The organism is Pseudoalteromonas sp. MER144-MNA-CIBAN-0113, assembly GCF_040308965.1.
In the GTDB taxonomy this organism is placed as follows: domain Bacteria; phylum Pseudomonadota; class Gammaproteobacteria; order Enterobacterales; family Alteromonadaceae; genus Pseudoalteromonas; species Pseudoalteromonas tetraodonis.
This window is the reverse complement of sequence record NZ_JBEOOG010000085.1, coordinates 1-16,448: the sequence shown is the minus strand read 5'-3', so window position 1 is coordinate 16,448 and position 16,448 is coordinate 1. Positions and strand designations below refer to the sequence as shown.

The following is a 16,448-nucleotide window of genomic DNA, read 5'->3' as shown; positions in this document are numbered from 1 at the left end:
TAGGTAAGGGGCGTGAGCAGGACGCGGAAGCTTTGCTCGGTTTTTACTTAGTCCACTAGGTTACAAACCTCGCGCCGAGATTAAACCGCCCCTAGTTTGAACAAATTGTAATCCGCAAAGGTCAACAGACCCTAAGCTTTTCTTATCGTTTTTGCTTATTAACTTAATTATTTTGTGCACAGGCATCTTTTTTCATCACCGTTCCTTGGCGTTAATACTTATTCAAAGTAAGCCATATGCGCAGGCCATAGTTGATAAAATTAAAAATAATTCACTCGTAAACAGTGCTAGCTTACTCAAAAGTGAGCCTATTTTTACGCAGTCGAGTGAGATGTCAACTTTTAGTATGTTGATTTTAAAGTGCTTTATATTTAATGACTGTGTTCATAGCAGTCACTGTTTTTGCTTAGGTGGCCAAACAAAGTTTACCTATAGGTAAGGTAGATAAAACGTCAGTAGATGCATAATATGAAAGCAAATACTGGTAACTATTAAATAATATATGCATTAATTTAAACCACTGTAAAAAACTATTAATTAATTTGCTTGTAAAAGGTAAATATCAGCAAGTTAATAAAGAATAAAATACGGCTATGAATAATTATTCATTATTTGCATGGTTTACGTTTACGTAAACTGATTATTGCGGGGGAGGTTTTATTTACAAGTTCTTAAAAATAACACCGGTGCCATTAAAGTTTTCGATCCAATATCTACTCAAATGTTAATATTTAGCATTATTTTATGATTTTTAATGAAGTTGAAATATATTCAATATAATGAATATGTATTCAGAAAGATATTGACTCAGGTTAGGAATAACGCTAATTTTGATCGTCTGTTAGCAAATCGTCGAGCCGTTCATCCACGTTAACAGTGCAGCAAGGGGAGGGGTCCATGTTATATGACTCAAAACTAGAAAAAGATAATTGTGGCTTTGGCTTAATAGCCCAAGTTAATAACCAAGCGAGTCACCGACTCATCCGTACGGCGATCACCGGTTTAGATCGCATGCAGCACCGCGGCGGTATATCTGCTGATGGTAAAACGGGTGATGGTTGTGGCTTGTTACTTCAAAAACCAGACAGCTTCTTTCGTGCTATTGCTGCTGAAAATAATTGGCATTTAGGTAAAAATTACGCCGTTGGGATGATTTTCCTCAATGCTGATCCGGTATTAGCACAAGCAGCTAAAGATGTTTTAAGCGAAGAACTAGAAAAAGAAACGCTTAATATTTTAGGTTGGCGTGTTGTCCCTACCGATCCATCAATGTTAGGACCTATAGCTCTAAAGCAATTGCCTGGGTTTGAACAAATTTTTATTAGTGCGCCTGAAGGGTGGCGTTCTAAAGATTTAGAGCGACGTTTATATGTTGCACGTCGTCGTGCAGAAAAGCGCTTGATGGATGATGAATCATTTTATATTGCGAGCTTATCTGGGCTAGTCACCATCTATAAAGGCTTAATGATGCCTGCTGACTTGCCAAATTTTTATCTCGATCTTGCTGATATTCGCATGACCAGTGCTATTTGTGTTTTTCATCAACGCTTCTCTACAAACACACAGCCTCGCTGGCCTTTAGCGCAACCATTTCGTTATTTAGCGCACAATGGTGAAATTAATACTATTGAAGGTAACCGCCAGTGGGCCCGTGCACGCTCTTATAAATTTGCTTCGCCGCTTATTCCTGATTTACAAAGCGCAGCGCCGTTTGTTAATGAAACAGGGTCTGACTCATCTAGCCTCGATAATATGCTAGAGCTGTTTTTAGCTGGTGGTATGGATTTATTCCGTGCGATGCGCATGCTAGTGCCGCCAGCATGGCAAAAAAACCGTGCTATGGATGACGACTTACGTGCATTCTATGATTTTAATTCGATGCATATGGAACCGTGGGATGGCCCTGCAGGCATCGTTATGTCGGATGGGCGTTTTGCAGCCTGTAACCTAGACCGAAATGGTTTACGTCCAGCGCGTTATATTATTACTCAAGATGGTTTTATTACTTTAGCTTCTGAGGTGGGAATTTGGGATTACACCGCTGACGAAGTGGTTGAAAAAGGACGTGTTGGCCCGGGCGAACTCCTCGTTATTGATACTAAATTGGGTAAAATTTGGCATTCAGATGAAATTGACCAAGATTTAAAATCACGCCACCCTTATAAGTCGTGGTTAGAAGAAAACGTTAAACGATTAACGCCTTTTGAAGCACTTACCGAGCAAGATGCGGGCAATCGCTCATTTGATGATGAAACCCTTGTCAAATACCAAAAGATGTTTGGCTATACTAACGAAGAGCTAGACAGCGTCATTCGTGTCATGGGTGAAAATGGGCAAGAAGCCACTGGCTCAATGGGTGACGATACGCCGTTTGCCGTACTGAGTGAAGGGCACCGTTCACTTTATGATTATTTCCGTCAAAAGTTTGCTCAGGTTACTAATCCGCCAATTGATCCGTTACGTGAAAACCATGTAATGTCGCTTGCAACGTGTATTGGCAGTGAGCAAAACGTATTTAATGAAACAACAGGGCACGCTAAACGCCTGCAATTTGATACGCCTATTTTAATGTACGCTGATATGCAGCAGCTACTTAACGCCGATGAAGCGCACTACAGCTATTGTAAGATTGATATTACTTACACCGTAGAAGAAGGCCTTGAGAATGCGGTTAAGCGCATCTGTGATGAAGCACAAGCAAAAGCCGCATCTGGCTGCATTATGCTGGTATTAACGGATCGTAACTTTGATGACAATCAATTACCTATTCCTGCTGCTATGGCGGTGGGTGCGGTACAGAAACGCCTGGTAGATAATAACTTACGCTGTGAGTCAAATATTATTATTGAAACTGGCAGCGTTCGCGATGCGCATCAATTTGCGGTACTACTTGGATTTGGTGCAACCGCAATTTACCCGTATTTAGCGTACGAGTCACTTGTGGCTATGAGCGATACCAAGGTAATTAATAAGTCATACTGTGAAGTTACACTGGCTTATCGTCAAGCAATTAATAAAGGCTTGTACAAAATCATGTCTAAAATGGGCATTAGTACCGTGGCTTCATATCGTTGTTCAATGCTGTTTGAAGCAGTTGGTCTATCGGACGCTATTGTTGAGATGTGTTTTAAAGGCGTGGCGAGTCGTATTAAAGGGGCGTGTTTTAGCGACTTTGATGACGATCAGCAAAGCTTGCATAAATTGGCGCTTAGTAAACGTAAATTATTAAGCCATGGTGGCTTGTTTAAATACGTTCACGGCGGCGAGTACCATGCTTACAACCCTGATGTGATTCAAACGTTACAAAAAGCAGTACGTAGCGGCGAGTACAGTGATTACAGCGAATACGCAAAGCTAGTTAATCACCGTCCAGTCGCGACTCTGCGTGATATGTTGGCTTTAAAACTGCCAGAAAAGGGTATAAGCATTGATGAGGTAGAGCCTGCCACTGAGCTTTATAAACGGTTTGACTCAGCCGCCATGAGTATTGGTGCATTATCGCCAGAAGCGCATGAAGCACTCGCAATTGCCATGAACCGTTTAGGTGGCTGCTCAAATTCTGGTGAAGGTGGCGAAGATAAGCTGCGTTACGGTACAGAAAAAAATTCACGTATTAAACAAGTAGCTTCGGGTCGATTTGGTGTCACCCCACATTACTTACGTAGCGCTGATGTTATTCAAATAAAAGTGGCACAAGGCGCTAAACCTGGGGAAGGCGGGCAGTTACCAGGTGAAAAAGTCACTCCCTATATTGCCAAGCTTCGTTACTCGGTACCGGGTGTGACACTTATTTCACCTCCGCCGCATCACGATATTTATTCTATCGAAGATTTAGCCCAGCTTATTTTTGACTTAAAACAAGTAAACCCGAATGCATTGATTTCAGTAAAACTGGTATCTGAACCGGGTGTTGGCACAATTGCAACCGGTGTAGCAAAAGCGTATGCCGACTTAATTACCATTTCAGGCTATGACGGCGGAACGGGTGCAAGTCCATTAACCTCGGTTAAATACGCTGGCAGCCCATGGGAGTTGGGACTTGCTGAAACACAGCAAGCATTGGTAGAAAATGGCCTTCGCCATCGTATTCGCCTGCAAACAGATGGTGGGTTAAAAACCGGGCTTGATATCATCAAAGCAGCCATTTTAGGCGCTGAAAGTTTTGGCTTTGGTACCGGACCTATGGTGGCGTTAGGCTGTAAATACTTACGAATTTGTCACTTAAATAACTGTGCTACTGGTGTGGCAACCCAAGACGATACACTGCGCCAAAAGCATTATCACGGCTTACCGGAAATGGCGATGAACTACTTTAAGTTTATAGCTCAAGAAGCGCGTGAAATTATGGCAAGTTTAGGTGTTGCAAACCTAACCGATTTGATTGGTCGCTTAGATTTACTTGAAGCCATTGAAGGCAAAACAGCCAAACAACAAAAAATAGATTTATCAGCGGTTATCGCTCAGCCAAACAACCCAACGGGTGAAACACTGTTTTGCAGTGCACCAAATAGCTCGCACTATTTAGGTGAGTTAAATGAGAGCTTGCTAGGCAAGGCAAAAGAGGCAATTGATAATTCAAGCGGCATTTCATTAGTGAGTCGTATATGTAATACCGATAGATCTGTTGGCGCAATGCTTTCTGGTTATATTGCTGATAAGCACGGTAATCAAGGTATGGCAGCAGATCCAGTGGTGATTGAACTTCATGGTACAGCTGGCCAGTCATTCGGGGTATGGAATGCTGGCGGCCTTGAAATGACTTTAGTTGGTGATGCCAACGATTACGTTGGTAAAGGGATGGCTGGCGGTAAGCTAGTCGTTCGCCCACCACTGGGTTCGTCATTTGAAAGTCACAAAGCAACCATCGTAGGTAATACCTGTTTATATGGTGCCACTGGCGGTAAATTGTTTGCAGCCGGATGTGCTGGTGAGCGTTTTGCTGTGCGTAATTCGGGTGTGCAAGCTGTTGTTGAAGGTGTTGGTGATAATGGTTGTGAATATATGACCGGTGGCGTGGTATGTGTACTTGGTAATGTAGGAGTTAACTTTGGTGCAGGTATGACCGGTGGTTTTGCTTATATTTTAGATGAACGAGGTGATTTTGAGAAACGCATTAACCCAGAGTTGGTTGAAGTAGTTACTTTAGATGATTTGAGTTCACATCAAGAGCATTTACGCGGCTTAATTGCTGACCATTTAGAGCTAACAGGCTCATGCAGAGCAGAAACTATTTTAGCTAACTTTGAACTTTATTTACCGATGTTCAAATTAGTAAAACCTAAATCAAGTGACGTAAAAAGTTTACTCGGGCACCGCGCTCGCAGTAGCGCCGAACTACGTGTTCAGGCGCAATAAGGGGGCAGTATGAGCGAAAATGTATATCAATTTATAGACGTGCAGCGTGTAGACCCACGCAAAAAACCAATTTCGTCGCGTAAAAAATCGTTCGTAGAAATTTATGAACCCTTTTCAGAAAATCAGGTTAATTCACAAGCGGATCGTTGCCTTGATTGTGGTAACCCTTATTGTGAGTGGAAATGTCCAGTACATAATTATATTCCACAATGGTTAAAACTGATCCGTACAGGGCGCATTTTAGAGGCCGCTGAGCTATCGCACCGTACTAACAGTTTGCCAGAAGTGTGTGGACGAGTATGCCCGCAAGACCGCTTATGCGAAGGCTCATGTACATTAGATGAAGAGTTTGGTGCAGTAACAATCGGTAATATTGAAAAATACATCACCGACACCGCGTTTAAAATGGGCTGGAAACCAGACATGTCCTATGTGACATGGACTGATAAAAAAGTTGCCATTATTGGCGCAGGGCCTGCGGGCCTAGGCTGTGCAGATATCTTAGTGCGTAATGGCGTAAAGCCTGTGGTATTTGACCGTCACCCTGAAATTGGTGGGCTGTTAACCTTTGGTATTCCTTCTTTTAAATTAGAAAAAGAAGTCATGCAAAAACGTCGCAAAATATTTACCGAAATGGGTGTTGAATTCAAGCTTAATGTCGAAGTAGGTAAAGACATTAGCATGGATGAAATACTTAATGAGTATGACGCTGTATTTTTGGGCGTGGGGACTTATCAGAGTATGCGAGCGGGGCTTGAGAACGAAGATGCACCGGGAGTACATGATGCCCTGCCATTTTTAATTGGTAACACTAATCGTGTTATGGGTTACGATGAGTCTAAACAAGCTTGCATTGATATGGCAAACCAAAAAGTAGTGGTACTAGGTGGTGGTGATACAGCAATGGACTGTGTGCGTACCTCTATTCGTCATAACGCGTTAAAAGTAACGTGTGCTTATCGTCGTGATGAAGAGAACATGCCTGGTTCAAAACGCGAAGTAAAAAATGCCAAAGAAGAGGGCGTCATTTTTACTTATAACGTTCAGCCTAAAGGGATTGTACTTGATGACAAAGGTGCTGTAGCCGGTGTTAAAATGGTAAAAACTCAGCTTGGCGAGGCAGATGAAAACGGCCGCCGTCGTGCTGAAGAAGTACCTGGTTCAGAGCATATTATTGAAGCCACACAAGTGATTATGGCATTTGGTTTTAAGCCTCATAAAATGGATTGGTTAGAGCAGTACGACGTAGAAATTAACCACTGGGGTGGTATTAATGCACCCGAGCAAGGTGAATTTACACATCAAACCACTAATCCTAAAATATTTGCTGGTGGCGATATTGTTCGTGGTTCAGACTTAGTGGTCACCGCTATATTTGAGGGGCGTAACGCTGCAGAAGGCATTATGGATTATTTAAAAGTGTAAATAATGCTTTTGTTAGAATGGAGTCAAAAGCAAACTTTCGGGTTTGCTTTTTTTATTTCCTCAGTTTTACAAACAAAGGTAAATATTTATGGTTCCATAGTCGGTGTTTAAGGTCTACAAAAAGGGACGTAGGTTTTGACCTAGCTATTTACAATTATAATATTTTACAAATAAAAAAAGCCCGCAATACATAGATTGCGGGCATTTTTAAACGTGCTGTTAGTTAATCCATCGAGAAGTGATCAAGGCTCGGTTTCACTCTGGCTTGTCGACGTTTCACACTTTTATAGCAGATAACGTTACAAACAAGCTGTAGGCCAATAACCAAAAAACTAAGTGTTATTAAGCCACTAATAGCTGTGCTGCTAAAAACTAACATAACAGCAATAACAATATGTACAATTAATGCCACATTTAAAAAACGATATAATCCTTGTTTAAATTGTGTGTGTTTAAACTTGCTAAACATTGCTAAAAGTACACTAACTATAAGTAGTAGCCAGTTAATTGCTAAGCCAAAATAAATGACCGTTGTTTGCATCAAGGTATCCTCACCGTATCAAGGTAACGCACTATAAATGTATAATTTTATCCGTGCGCTTTTATAAGCTCTTTTGCATTTGCTTTAGCTGTTTTGCTAATGTTATCACCACCCAGCAAACGCGCAATTTCATTAACCCTGCCATCTTTATTTAATGCCAGCATATGAGTAAACGTTTCACCGTCTGCAATTTCTTTGGCAACAAAAAATTGCTGATGAGCGCTACTAGCCACTTGCGGTAAATGAGTTACACAAATTACTTGTGTCGATTTACCTAATTGGCGCAGCAGTTTACCAACGGCAGCAGCTGTTGGGCCAGAAATACCGACATCCACTTCATCAAATATAAGCGTAGGAGTCGTGACTTTTTGGGCAATAATAACCTGAATAGCCAAACTAATACGTGATAACTCACCACCAGAGGCTACTTTTGCTAAAGATTGTAATGGTTGCCCTGGGTTTGTTGATACTAAAAACGATACATTATCAAAACCTAAGCTGTTTGGAGAGCGATCGGTATGTGCTGTAAGAGCTATTTCAAATACGCCATTTTCCATGGATAAGTTAGCCATACTTTCGCTGATCAAGCCATTAAGTGTATTAGCATATTGATGACGGCTAGCACTTAATTCCTCACTAGCCGTTTGATAATCTTCAAGAGCATCTGCAATTTCACCTTCAAGCTGTTCGAGGCGCGAACTATTACTGCTTATAGAGTCTAGTTCTTGTGTTACATTTTGATGAAACTCAACGAGCTCTTGTGGCTTTATATGGTGTTTTCTTGCTAAATCCATAGCGCCGCTGAGTCTGTTTTCTACTTCCGTTAAGCGAGTAGGATCTAAGTCAGCTTGTTCAGTATAATTGCGTATTTCTCTGCTTGCTTCTTCAACTTGAACCGCTGCTTCTGTCAGTAATGCTGCTACATTGGCCAGGGTTTCATCATAATGTGCAAGTTCATTAAATTGTTGTGCGCTGTGTTGTAAAAGAGAGCACGCATTTTGCTCATCACTTTCGTATAAATGTTGTAGCTCGCGCTGACAAGATTGCAAAATAGTTTGGCTGTTACTGAGCTTATAATGCTCTGCTTCTATTTGTTCAAACTCACCAGCTTGCAACGCAAATTCATCAAGCTCAGCCACTTGATATTCTAATAATTGTTTTTGCGCAGCTTGTTGTTGTTGTTGGTGTTCTAGCTGTTTAAATTCTTTTTGTAAGTCAGCAAATTGTTTATAACGCTGGCTTACAGCATTAACAAGATTATGATGGCCTGCATATGCATCGAGTAATTGTAGCTGATGCTCTGCTTTTAATAGATGCTGGTGTGCATGTTGACCGTGTATAGAAATTAAATATTGGCCTAGTTCTTTTAGCTGTGCAGCGGTGACAGGGCTACCATTAATATAGCTTTTGCTGCGGCCATTCTTGCAAACAACTCGACGAAGTAGACATTCGTTATCGTCATTATTAAGCATGTTCTCTTCTAGAAATGCATGAGCGTGTGGCAAATTGCTTAAATCAAATTGCGCACTTACCTCGGCTTTATCAGTGCCTGGGCGCACAGCTGATGCCTCTGCTCGTTCTCCAAGGCACAATGATAACGCATCAATGGCGATTGATTTACCCGCACCCGTTTCACCGGTAATAGCGGTCATGCCCGAATGCCATTCAGTGCTTAAATTACTTACAATTGCAAAATTTTTAATTTCTAAACCAATTAACATACTGTTCATCCATCCAGTGAATTAACTGTTAATTTATACAGTGTTTTGGTTTATTGCAAATTAAATTTCTATATTTTAAGCAAGGCTGGACTCAATTAGTGTTTTTTTTTCTTCATCAATAGGGAGGTTTTCATCGTTAAGGTCAATACTATCAACTGGTTGCGCTATGTCTTCAGTTTTTAACTTTAAAATTAGCGTAGGAAGGACTTCTTGATAAAAGTTTTTATTATATAAAATACCTTGAGCTGGTAACTCTGCTATAAAATATTGAGTGGTATCGGAAAAAGCTTGGCTGTTATTATTTTTATAGGTTTTTATTAGTTCTTCGTTAAGTATATTAATAAGTAAATCGCATAGCGATTCTAGCTTATTTAAATTTTCATCAGTGTGTGGCTGTACTACAAAAAAATTACTGACAACGGCTTGAATTCGAGGAAGGTGTTTAGCACTAATGACTTTTGCATCAAGTAACTCGTTAAGTTTTATTTTTAAACGTGATTGAGTACTTGCAACGCGCTCGTTAAACAGCTTTTTCTTTGCTTCAATAGTCTTTTTACGATTACTTTCAATGAGTAAGTAACTGCCAAGTAAAGTAATTAACAATAATAAAGCAAGAAATACTACATAAGTCATTGCTACAATTTCCTGATGGTGATGATTAATAATCTAGCCCGATATTTTGCTCTAAAGTTGCATGTTTGGCAATAACTGAGAGATTGTTTATCTTTTGGGGTGAAACATGCGCACTCAAAGAGACTCAGCCTTACCTACCTGTTTAGAGGCAAGGGATATGAGCATGCGCAGTAGTTTTAATCGCTTTTTACTTTGCCCACTCGATTAACTATCTCTTGCTGTGATTACATCGCCCCTCAATTAAACAACTCTCAGTCCTAAAAGCTCAACCGTTTTTAGTATAAACGGCTACCCCAGTTTAACTTCTTACGAAGCACATTATAATAAGAGTAATTTTTTGGGTGAATTAATCGTAATTTTCTATCTGCTTTGCGAATAACGACCTCATCACCGGGTAATACGGCAAGTACAACATGGCTGTCGCAACTTACCTGTAAGCTATCGGTATTTTCTAAACTAAGCTTTAAACGTACTTCGTTATCGGCATCTACCACTAAAGGGCGGCTTGATAAAGTATGCGGGAACATAGGAACCAATGACATGGCGTTGAGTTCTGGGGTTAAAATAGGGCCGCCGCCCGATAAAGAGTAGGCTGTTGAACCTGTTGGAGTCGATACAATTAATCCATCAGAGCGTTGTGAGAATACAAAATCATCGTTAATAAATGCTTCAAACTCAATCATGTGTGCTACTTTATCAGCATGTAACACCGCTTCGTTTACTGCCGAATTAGCGCTTTTAAGTTCGTTATGACGGTACACTTCTACTTCTAATAAAAAACGTTTTTCTTCAATGTAATCACCACTGAGTACTTGTTCTAAACTGCCTTCAAATCCTTCTGGATTCAAATCAGTTAAAAAGCCTAAATTACCCCTATTTACACCGATTACCGCAATATCAAAACGAGCGAGTACTCTTGCAGCGCCAAGCATATTGCCATCACCACCAACCACAATGGCTAAGTCGGCGCGCGCTCCCAAGTCAACGAGTTTTACGAGCTTGTCCTCAGGTACATCACTAAGTTGACCTCCCGTGCGTTTTTCAACAATCACCTCAAAGCCTAAAGCTAATAAAAACGTATGTAATCGTTGTAAAGTAGCGGCAGCATTAGGATGATTTGGCTTACCAATCAAGCCGATAGTGTTAAAGGGAGAGTCCATAATAAATACACTGAAAGTTTCGATATTGGTAGAGTAACCTAAAACAGAAGTGTTTGAAAACACAGATCTTAGGGTCTGTTGTCCTTTCAATGCGAAACAGACACTGACTGAAGGGTTCTGCCTAAGGACGATTAACTTTTTGTTATTCGGTTTTCACTTAGGCCACTAGGTTATAAACCTCGTATCGCGATTAAATCGCCCCTAGTTTGAACAAATTTTAATCCGCAAAAATAACAGACCTTAATAACGACTAATTAATTTAATTAATTCACTGTAAAATTTAGATTTATAAAATTTCTTATACTTGAAATAATAATACCTAGCCCCGATATAACAGTCATGCGTAAAGATGTAGATAACATGAAACTAAATCCTCGAGACCAGCAAATTTTTGCCGCTGTTATGAGCCTGTACTGTAATGGTGATGGCTTACCTGTGCCTTCAACAAAAATTGCAAAACAAAAAGGTATGGCGGTGTGTTCTGCCACTGTGCGCAACGCGATGGCACGCCTTGAAAAAATAGGCTTATTGTATTCACCACATACATCTGCAGGACGAGTCCCTACCAATGATGGGTTTGAGTATTGGTTTGATGAGTTTTTTACTTTGGGTGCTATTGCTAATTATTGGCAGCCTGAACAGGCTGAGCTAGTCGAATTGGCACATGGCTTGAGTCAACGTTACCAAGTATGCTGTTGTGTGGGGCTACCTCAAGTTAGAACTCAACAGGTATTTAGAGTAGAAGTACTCGACTTTGACGCTAATAATTGGCTTATCTTACTTTTAGACAGAGCAGGGCAAAGCCATAATATTTGCATTAACAAGCCTGATGATCCTAGTGACGGCCAACGCTACGAGTTTGCCACTTGGCTTAACACTGTATTTAGCCAGCAAACGCTCATTGAAGGGCTATACAGAATGCAGGCCATGGCAAATACGGCACCGCGTAATTGTCATGACTCTTTAACTCAATGGACGCGTGAGTTAAGCCAAAAATTAGGCTCAGATAACAGTATCGTGGTGGGCGAAAACTACCTTTATAAAAAAATAGATTGTGAGCAAAGTCTTAATATTGGTGTTTCATTTTTAAATTTTGTGGAAGATAAGCTCGCATTTAAAAATGGGGTCTCTATTCTCAGTGCTGAAAACTTACCTTTTAGCACCTGTGATGATCTCATTGTGATCACTGTGCCGTACTTTCAAAATCAGGAATATCAAAGTCGTTTTTGTGTTATTTGTCCGAAATCAGCGCAATTAGAGAAAATAATCCAAGAATTTAAATTATTAGAGCCATCGGGCTCTTGAATCTTTTTATTCAATCCCCATAATTACCGCAGTTGTAAAGAATTGGAGCGTATATTTTATGTCTGAGCAGACACAAAACCCAGAGCAAGAAGTAGAATTGAACGAAGAAGTGGCGCAAATGGAAGCCGACGTTGAGGCTGCAGTAGAAGCAGCAGAACAACACGCCGAGCAAGAGCAAAGCCCTGAAGCAGAAATTGCAATGTTATATGCTGAGTTAGAAGCGGCAAAACAAACTATTGCAGATCAGAAAGATAGCGTCGTTCGCGCTGCTGCTGACGTTGACAATATGCGTCGTCGTGCTGCACAAGATGTTGAGAAAGCGCACAAATTTGCACTTGAAAAATTTGCTAACGAATTACTTCCTGTTATAGACAACTTAGAGCGTGCTATTGAGTTCTCTGATAAAGAAAATGAAACGCTTAAGCCTTTGTTAGAAGGTATTGATATGACAGTAAAAAGCTTTAACGATGCAGTGGCTAAATTTGGCGTTGAAATTGTAAACCCACAAGGTGAGCAGTTTAACCCAGATTTTCATCAAGCAATGTCGATTCAGCCAAGTAATGATGTGACGCCTAATACTGTGTTAGCAGTAATGCAAAAAGGCTACACATTAAACGGTCGTTTATTACGTCCTGCAATGGTTATGGTATCTAAAGCAGCTGATGCTTAATTAAGTATACAATTAAAAAATGCCTCATTATGAGGCATTTTTTTTGTCTTTAAAATAATGAACTAACTGTACTAGGATAGTGAGTACAACTGCGCTGAACATTAAACTTGAAAATGGAACTGCACTTTGTGCATGCATTACCGCTAATATAGGGCCTACTAATGCGCCACTACCAAAACGTAAGGTGCCAATAACCGCCGTTGCAGTCCCTGTATTTTGCTCAAATTTCATCAAAATCAATGAATCTGCGTTACTTGCAATTATACCTAGGCTCATCATCAACGGAGCAATAGCCGCAACAATAAAGTAAAGTGACAAGTTTAATACGCTAAAGCTAAGTAATGCTGCGCCAGAGATAAAGCCACACATTAAGCCATAATAAAGCATTTTTCGTGAGCCAATACGTGGCACTACGCGAGTATTTAAAAAATTACCAAACATCAACGCCATTACATTAAAAGCGAATAACAGGCCAAACAATTGTTCTGATACTTTAAATAGGTCGAGGTAAATATAAGGGACGGACGTTAAAAAGCAAAAAAAGCCAAACGACACAAACATTGAGCTTAAAATATCGGCGCGGGCGTGCGTATTACTTAATACCACTTTATAACTTGAGAAGAATAATGCTAATCCTTTTCGCTCATTTTTAAATATTGGAATATCGATTAAATAACGTTGCACAAAGAGTAAAATAACAAAGCTATAGGTCGCTAAAACAATAAAAATAGTCGACCACACCGAAAAGCCTAAAATAACCGAGCCGATAGAGGGGGCAAGTAACGGTGCTATCATCATGATCATAGACACGTACGACATACCTTTAGCAGTATTTTTTTGATATATGTGCCTAATGATCCCAGGGACGACAACCGTAGCGGCCGCACCTGTAAATGCCTGTACAGCTCTTAACCCCCAAAAAGTATGCACTTCAGTGGTAAATGCTAACGCCAGTGAACTTAAGCCAAATAAACTGAGTCCTATTCGTGCCAGTTTACGCCTGCCAATTTGATCGGCTATGGGGCCAAAAAACAACATGCCCAATGCATAACCCGCTAAGTATATACTCAACGAGATTTGAACATTTGGCATGCTGGTATTGAGATCGTTGGCAATCACGAGCATCGCCGGTAAATACATATCAATGGCTAAAGGCGTGATCGCGACAATACTGGCTAATAAAGGCAATAAAATACGGGTATTAAAAGAAGAAGCCGAAGCGCTCATTTAAAAACTCAAAACAACGAATATAGGTTGGGCAGTATAGCAGGGCAATAGCCTTGGATAAACTTAGTTTGCCTGCTAACTTAATTGTTTAATTGCAAAAAGCAAAGATTTTAAACTAACACCGCGTTTGGTATTCTATACTTAGTAACAAACTTTTTTAGGGTAACACAATGAAAAAATTGGTTTTGGTAGTTCTAGCCAGTGCAGTATTAGCAGGTTGTAAAACATCACCAACTGGGCGCACGCAAATTGCGCTTTACTCAGATCAGCAAATGACTCAAATGGGCACTGCCAGTTTTGCAGAGATGAAAAAAACGCAGCCGGTAAATAAAGATCCAAAAGTAAACAGTTACGTCAATTGCATTGCTGAAAAAGTAGTGGCCGTGCTTCCTACAGAATATGCATCTCAAAATTGGGAAGTGGTGGTATTTGAAGATGAATCTGCAAACGCCTTTGCATTGCCTGGCGGTTATATTGGGGTGCACACTGGGCTATTAAAAATAGCCACAAACCAAGATCAGCTTGCCACTGTTTTAGGCCATGAAGTCGGTCATGTGATTGCAGAGCACTCAAATGAACGTGTTTCACAAAGCTCTATTTTACAAACCGGAATGAAAGTGGGCAGTGCGGCGCTTGAAATGGGCAACGTGCAATACCGCAATGAAATTATGCAAGGACTTGGTCTTGGCGCTCAATATGGTGTGGTTTTACCGTTTAGTCGTTCACATGAGACAGAAGCTGACGTTATTGGTTTAGATTTAATGGCGCAAGCAGGTTTCAACCCTAAAGAGTCTGTTACGCTTTGGCAAAATATGAGTCAAGCGGGCAGTGGGGCAACGCCAGAGTTTTTATCAACTCACCCAGCACCAACAAGCCGTATTGCAAATTTACAATCGCAAATGGGTAAAGCGCTTAGTGAGCAAAAAACAGCTAAAGCACAAGGTAAAAATCCGCAGTGTAAGTTTTAACAAAACCTTATAAGCTCGTTTAACATTAGTTTGCGAGCTTAATCAAACTAACTTGTAAATGAAAACATGTGGTTTGAAGTAGGCCAAAAATAGGAAGATTCAAGGATGAAAAAAATAGTTGTAATCATTAGCGTTGTTTTGATCAGTTTAGTTATATTTTTTAGTATATTATCCAGTAAGCGTCAAAATTCAATCCTGCTTGCACCAACAGAAGCCAATGTTGGTATTAAAAAGCCAAAAGCTAATTTCGGGAATAACATAAACGCCAAAAACATTTATGTTAAACAGCCATTTCCTACTGATATCCCGAATGAGGAACAATGCAAAGAGCTAAATTATAAGCAGTATCAGTTACGAGATAATAATGAACGTGATATTGAGCTAAAAGCATCACAAGCATTTAAAAACGGGTATACAGCAAAGCAGGTCGCCGAGGCAATATGGTTTTCGAGTTACTGGTCAGTGGCTAAAACTTGGTACGATAAAGCAGCATTAGCAGAGTCAGTTGAAAAGTTGTTTCCGATTTTACAATCAATACCGAATAGTGAAAGATTAATCGCTCAATACGATTATGTTAACGCACCTGACTTAAACATAACAACTGTTGTTGATTACACTGACCTTTTGGATATACTTTGGAAAAACTTGCCCACAGATACGATTTACAAAAAGGTCAGCTCAACAAATACCTCTGCCGTTGAAATTTTTAACGAAATTGAACGGACTTTTTCAGAAATCCCATATGATGTACTTAACAATAATCAACTTTCTCCTTTAAATTCAATTTTAAATCTGTTGTTGACTAAACAGCAGCTACAATCCGCTATCATGCTTTTGCAGCGTTACCCTGATTTAAAGTTATCAGATGTAAGCTTTGATAATAAATTAGCATTGAATTTTCTCACTATTATAGGTGGTGAAGATTATGAAATTACTAATCCAACAGAGCATAAATTGTTCCTAACTCTTTTAGGGTTATTAGAGAAGCAGGTTTTTTATCAAAAAATTACACATCCCTGGTTTAGTAACGAAGAGGTTAATAAGGGGGTTGAGAAATTAAATAACGAAGGAATAGTTATTAAAATCGTTTTAGTCGATGATATAGAGAAACCGAGTCCTATATTGCAACTGAACATAAAAGAATACAATTTAACTGACGAGCAACAACTGGACCTCAAAAAGTGTCAATCAACGACGGATTGGCTTATAAGCCGTGAATTAACACCCAATGAAATTGAAACATTTAAAGACCAGCCATTTATTGCAAAGATCAAATCTTCACCTGAATTTAAGCACTGTAAAAATAAAAAAGTTTTACAGAACTCACCGTTAATAAAAAGTCAGATGACTTCAGTGAGTAAGATAACCCGCCGTGTCAGAGTAGTTGTCCTGTCTTCTTTTCACAATAGTTATAGTCAGACGGCGGGTGGTTAGCAGGTTCAA

The 16,448-nt window shown here is 40.0% G+C and carries 11 protein-coding genes; 6 read left to right on the top strand and 5 right to left on the bottom strand.

Translation table 11 applies throughout. From position 1 onward, the window contains the following. Positions 1-897 precede the first annotated feature (897 nt). Complete coding sequence (gene gltB, locus AAEY57_RS16670) at positions 898-5,355, top strand: glutamate synthase large subunit (protein ID WP_350608302.1); 4,458 nt, start codon at positions 898-900, stop codon at positions 5,353-5,355. Between the two features lie 9 nt (positions 5,356-5,364). Beyond that, positions 5,365-6,780: a glutamate synthase small subunit GltD family protein gene (locus AAEY57_RS16665; protein ID WP_350608301.1), complete on the top strand. Its 1,416-nt coding sequence runs from the start codon at positions 5,365-5,367 to the stop codon at positions 6,778-6,780. A 223-nt stretch (positions 6,781-7,003) separates the two neighbouring features. Here the strand turns inward: AAEY57_RS16665 and AAEY57_RS16660 are convergent, their stop codons facing one another. The 4 genes from AAEY57_RS16660 to nadK form a co-directional block, all read right to left on the bottom strand. Next, positions 7,004-7,321 carry a hypothetical protein gene (locus tag AAEY57_RS16660; protein ID WP_350608300.1) on the bottom strand — a complete coding sequence of 106 codons (318 nt, stop codon included), beginning with the start codon at positions 7,319-7,321 and terminating at the stop codon, positions 7,004-7,006. Positions 7,322-7,368: 47 nt separating this feature from the next. After that, complete coding sequence (gene recN / locus AAEY57_RS16655) at positions 7,369-9,042, bottom strand: DNA repair protein RecN (RefSeq protein ID WP_350608299.1); 1,674 nt, start codon at positions 9,040-9,042, stop codon at positions 7,369-7,371. A gap of 75 nt (positions 9,043-9,117) precedes the next feature. Continuing rightward, positions 9,118-9,675, bottom strand: a complete 558-nt coding sequence (locus AAEY57_RS16650; RefSeq protein ID WP_013465168.1) for a hypothetical protein — start codon at positions 9,673-9,675, stop codon at positions 9,118-9,120. Between the two features lie 275 nt (positions 9,676-9,950). Beyond that, the gene (gene nadK / locus AAEY57_RS16645) at positions 9,951-10,835 is read right to left on the bottom strand and encodes an NAD(+) kinase (protein WP_024602951.1); all 885 of its coding nucleotides are present in this window, start codon (positions 10,833-10,835) and stop codon (positions 9,951-9,953) included. A 339-nt stretch (positions 10,836-11,174) separates the two neighbouring features. Here nadK and AAEY57_RS16640 point away from each other — a divergent pair, with 339 nt between their 5' ends. Continuing rightward, complete coding sequence (locus tag AAEY57_RS16640; RefSeq protein ID WP_350608298.1) at positions 11,175-12,140, top strand: HrcA family transcriptional regulator; 966 nt, start codon at positions 11,175-11,177, stop codon at positions 12,138-12,140. Between the two features lie 58 nt (positions 12,141-12,198). Then, the gene (gene grpE / locus AAEY57_RS16635) at positions 12,199-12,810 is read left to right on the top strand and encodes a nucleotide exchange factor GrpE (RefSeq protein ID WP_013465165.1); all 612 of its coding nucleotides are present in this window, start codon (positions 12,199-12,201) and stop codon (positions 12,808-12,810) included. Between the two features lie 27 nt (positions 12,811-12,837). Here grpE and AAEY57_RS16630 read toward each other — a convergent pair whose 3' ends face one another. Continuing rightward, positions 12,838-14,037: a Bcr/CflA family efflux MFS transporter gene (locus AAEY57_RS16630; protein WP_350608297.1), complete on the bottom strand. Its 1,200-nt coding sequence runs from the start codon at positions 14,035-14,037 to the stop codon at positions 12,838-12,840. Positions 14,038-14,207: 170 nt separating this feature from the next. Here AAEY57_RS16630 and AAEY57_RS16625 point away from each other — a divergent pair, with 170 nt between their 5' ends. Further along, entirely contained in the window at positions 14,208-15,005 is a 798-nt protein-coding gene (locus AAEY57_RS16625; protein ID WP_008113135.1) for a M48 family metallopeptidase, read from the top strand. Between the two features lie 105 nt (positions 15,006-15,110). Next, on the top strand, positions 15,111-16,439 hold the full coding sequence (locus AAEY57_RS16620; RefSeq protein WP_350608296.1) for a hypothetical protein: 1,329 nt from the start codon (positions 15,111-15,113) through the stop codon (positions 16,437-16,439). Positions 16,440-16,448: the final 9 nt, after the last annotated feature.

What these genes read in the sequence shown, in the direction of transcription:
- gltB (WP_350608302.1), top strand. Translation starts at nt 898, where the DNA reads ATGTTATATGACTCAAAACTAGAAAAAGATAATTGTGGCTTTGGCTTA.
- AAEY57_RS16665 (WP_350608301.1), top strand. Translation starts at nt 5,365, where the DNA reads ATGAGCGAAAATGTATATCAATTTATAGACGTGCAGCGTGTAGACCCA.
- AAEY57_RS16660 (WP_350608300.1), bottom strand. Translation starts at nt 7,321, where the DNA reads ATGCAAACAACGGTCATTTATTTTGGCTTAGCAATTAACTGGCTACTA.
- recN (WP_350608299.1), bottom strand. Translation starts at nt 9,042, where the DNA reads ATGTTAATTGGTTTAGAAATTAAAAATTTTGCAATTGTAAGTAATTTA.
- AAEY57_RS16650 (WP_013465168.1), bottom strand. Translation starts at nt 9,675, where the DNA reads ATGACTTATGTAGTATTTCTTGCTTTATTATTGTTAATTACTTTACTT.
- nadK (WP_024602951.1), bottom strand. Translation starts at nt 10,835, where the DNA reads ATGGACTCTCCCTTTAACACTATCGGCTTGATTGGTAAGCCAAATCAT.
- AAEY57_RS16640 (WP_350608298.1), top strand. Translation starts at nt 11,175, where the DNA reads ATGCGTAAAGATGTAGATAACATGAAACTAAATCCTCGAGACCAGCAA.
- grpE (WP_013465165.1), top strand. Translation starts at nt 12,199, where the DNA reads ATGTCTGAGCAGACACAAAACCCAGAGCAAGAAGTAGAATTGAACGAA.
- AAEY57_RS16630 (WP_350608297.1), bottom strand. Translation starts at nt 14,037, where the DNA reads ATGAGCGCTTCGGCTTCTTCTTTTAATACCCGTATTTTATTGCCTTTA.
- AAEY57_RS16625 (WP_008113135.1), top strand. Translation starts at nt 14,208, where the DNA reads ATGAAAAAATTGGTTTTGGTAGTTCTAGCCAGTGCAGTATTAGCAGGT.
- AAEY57_RS16620 (WP_350608296.1), top strand. Translation starts at nt 15,111, where the DNA reads ATGAAAAAAATAGTTGTAATCATTAGCGTTGTTTTGATCAGTTTAGTT.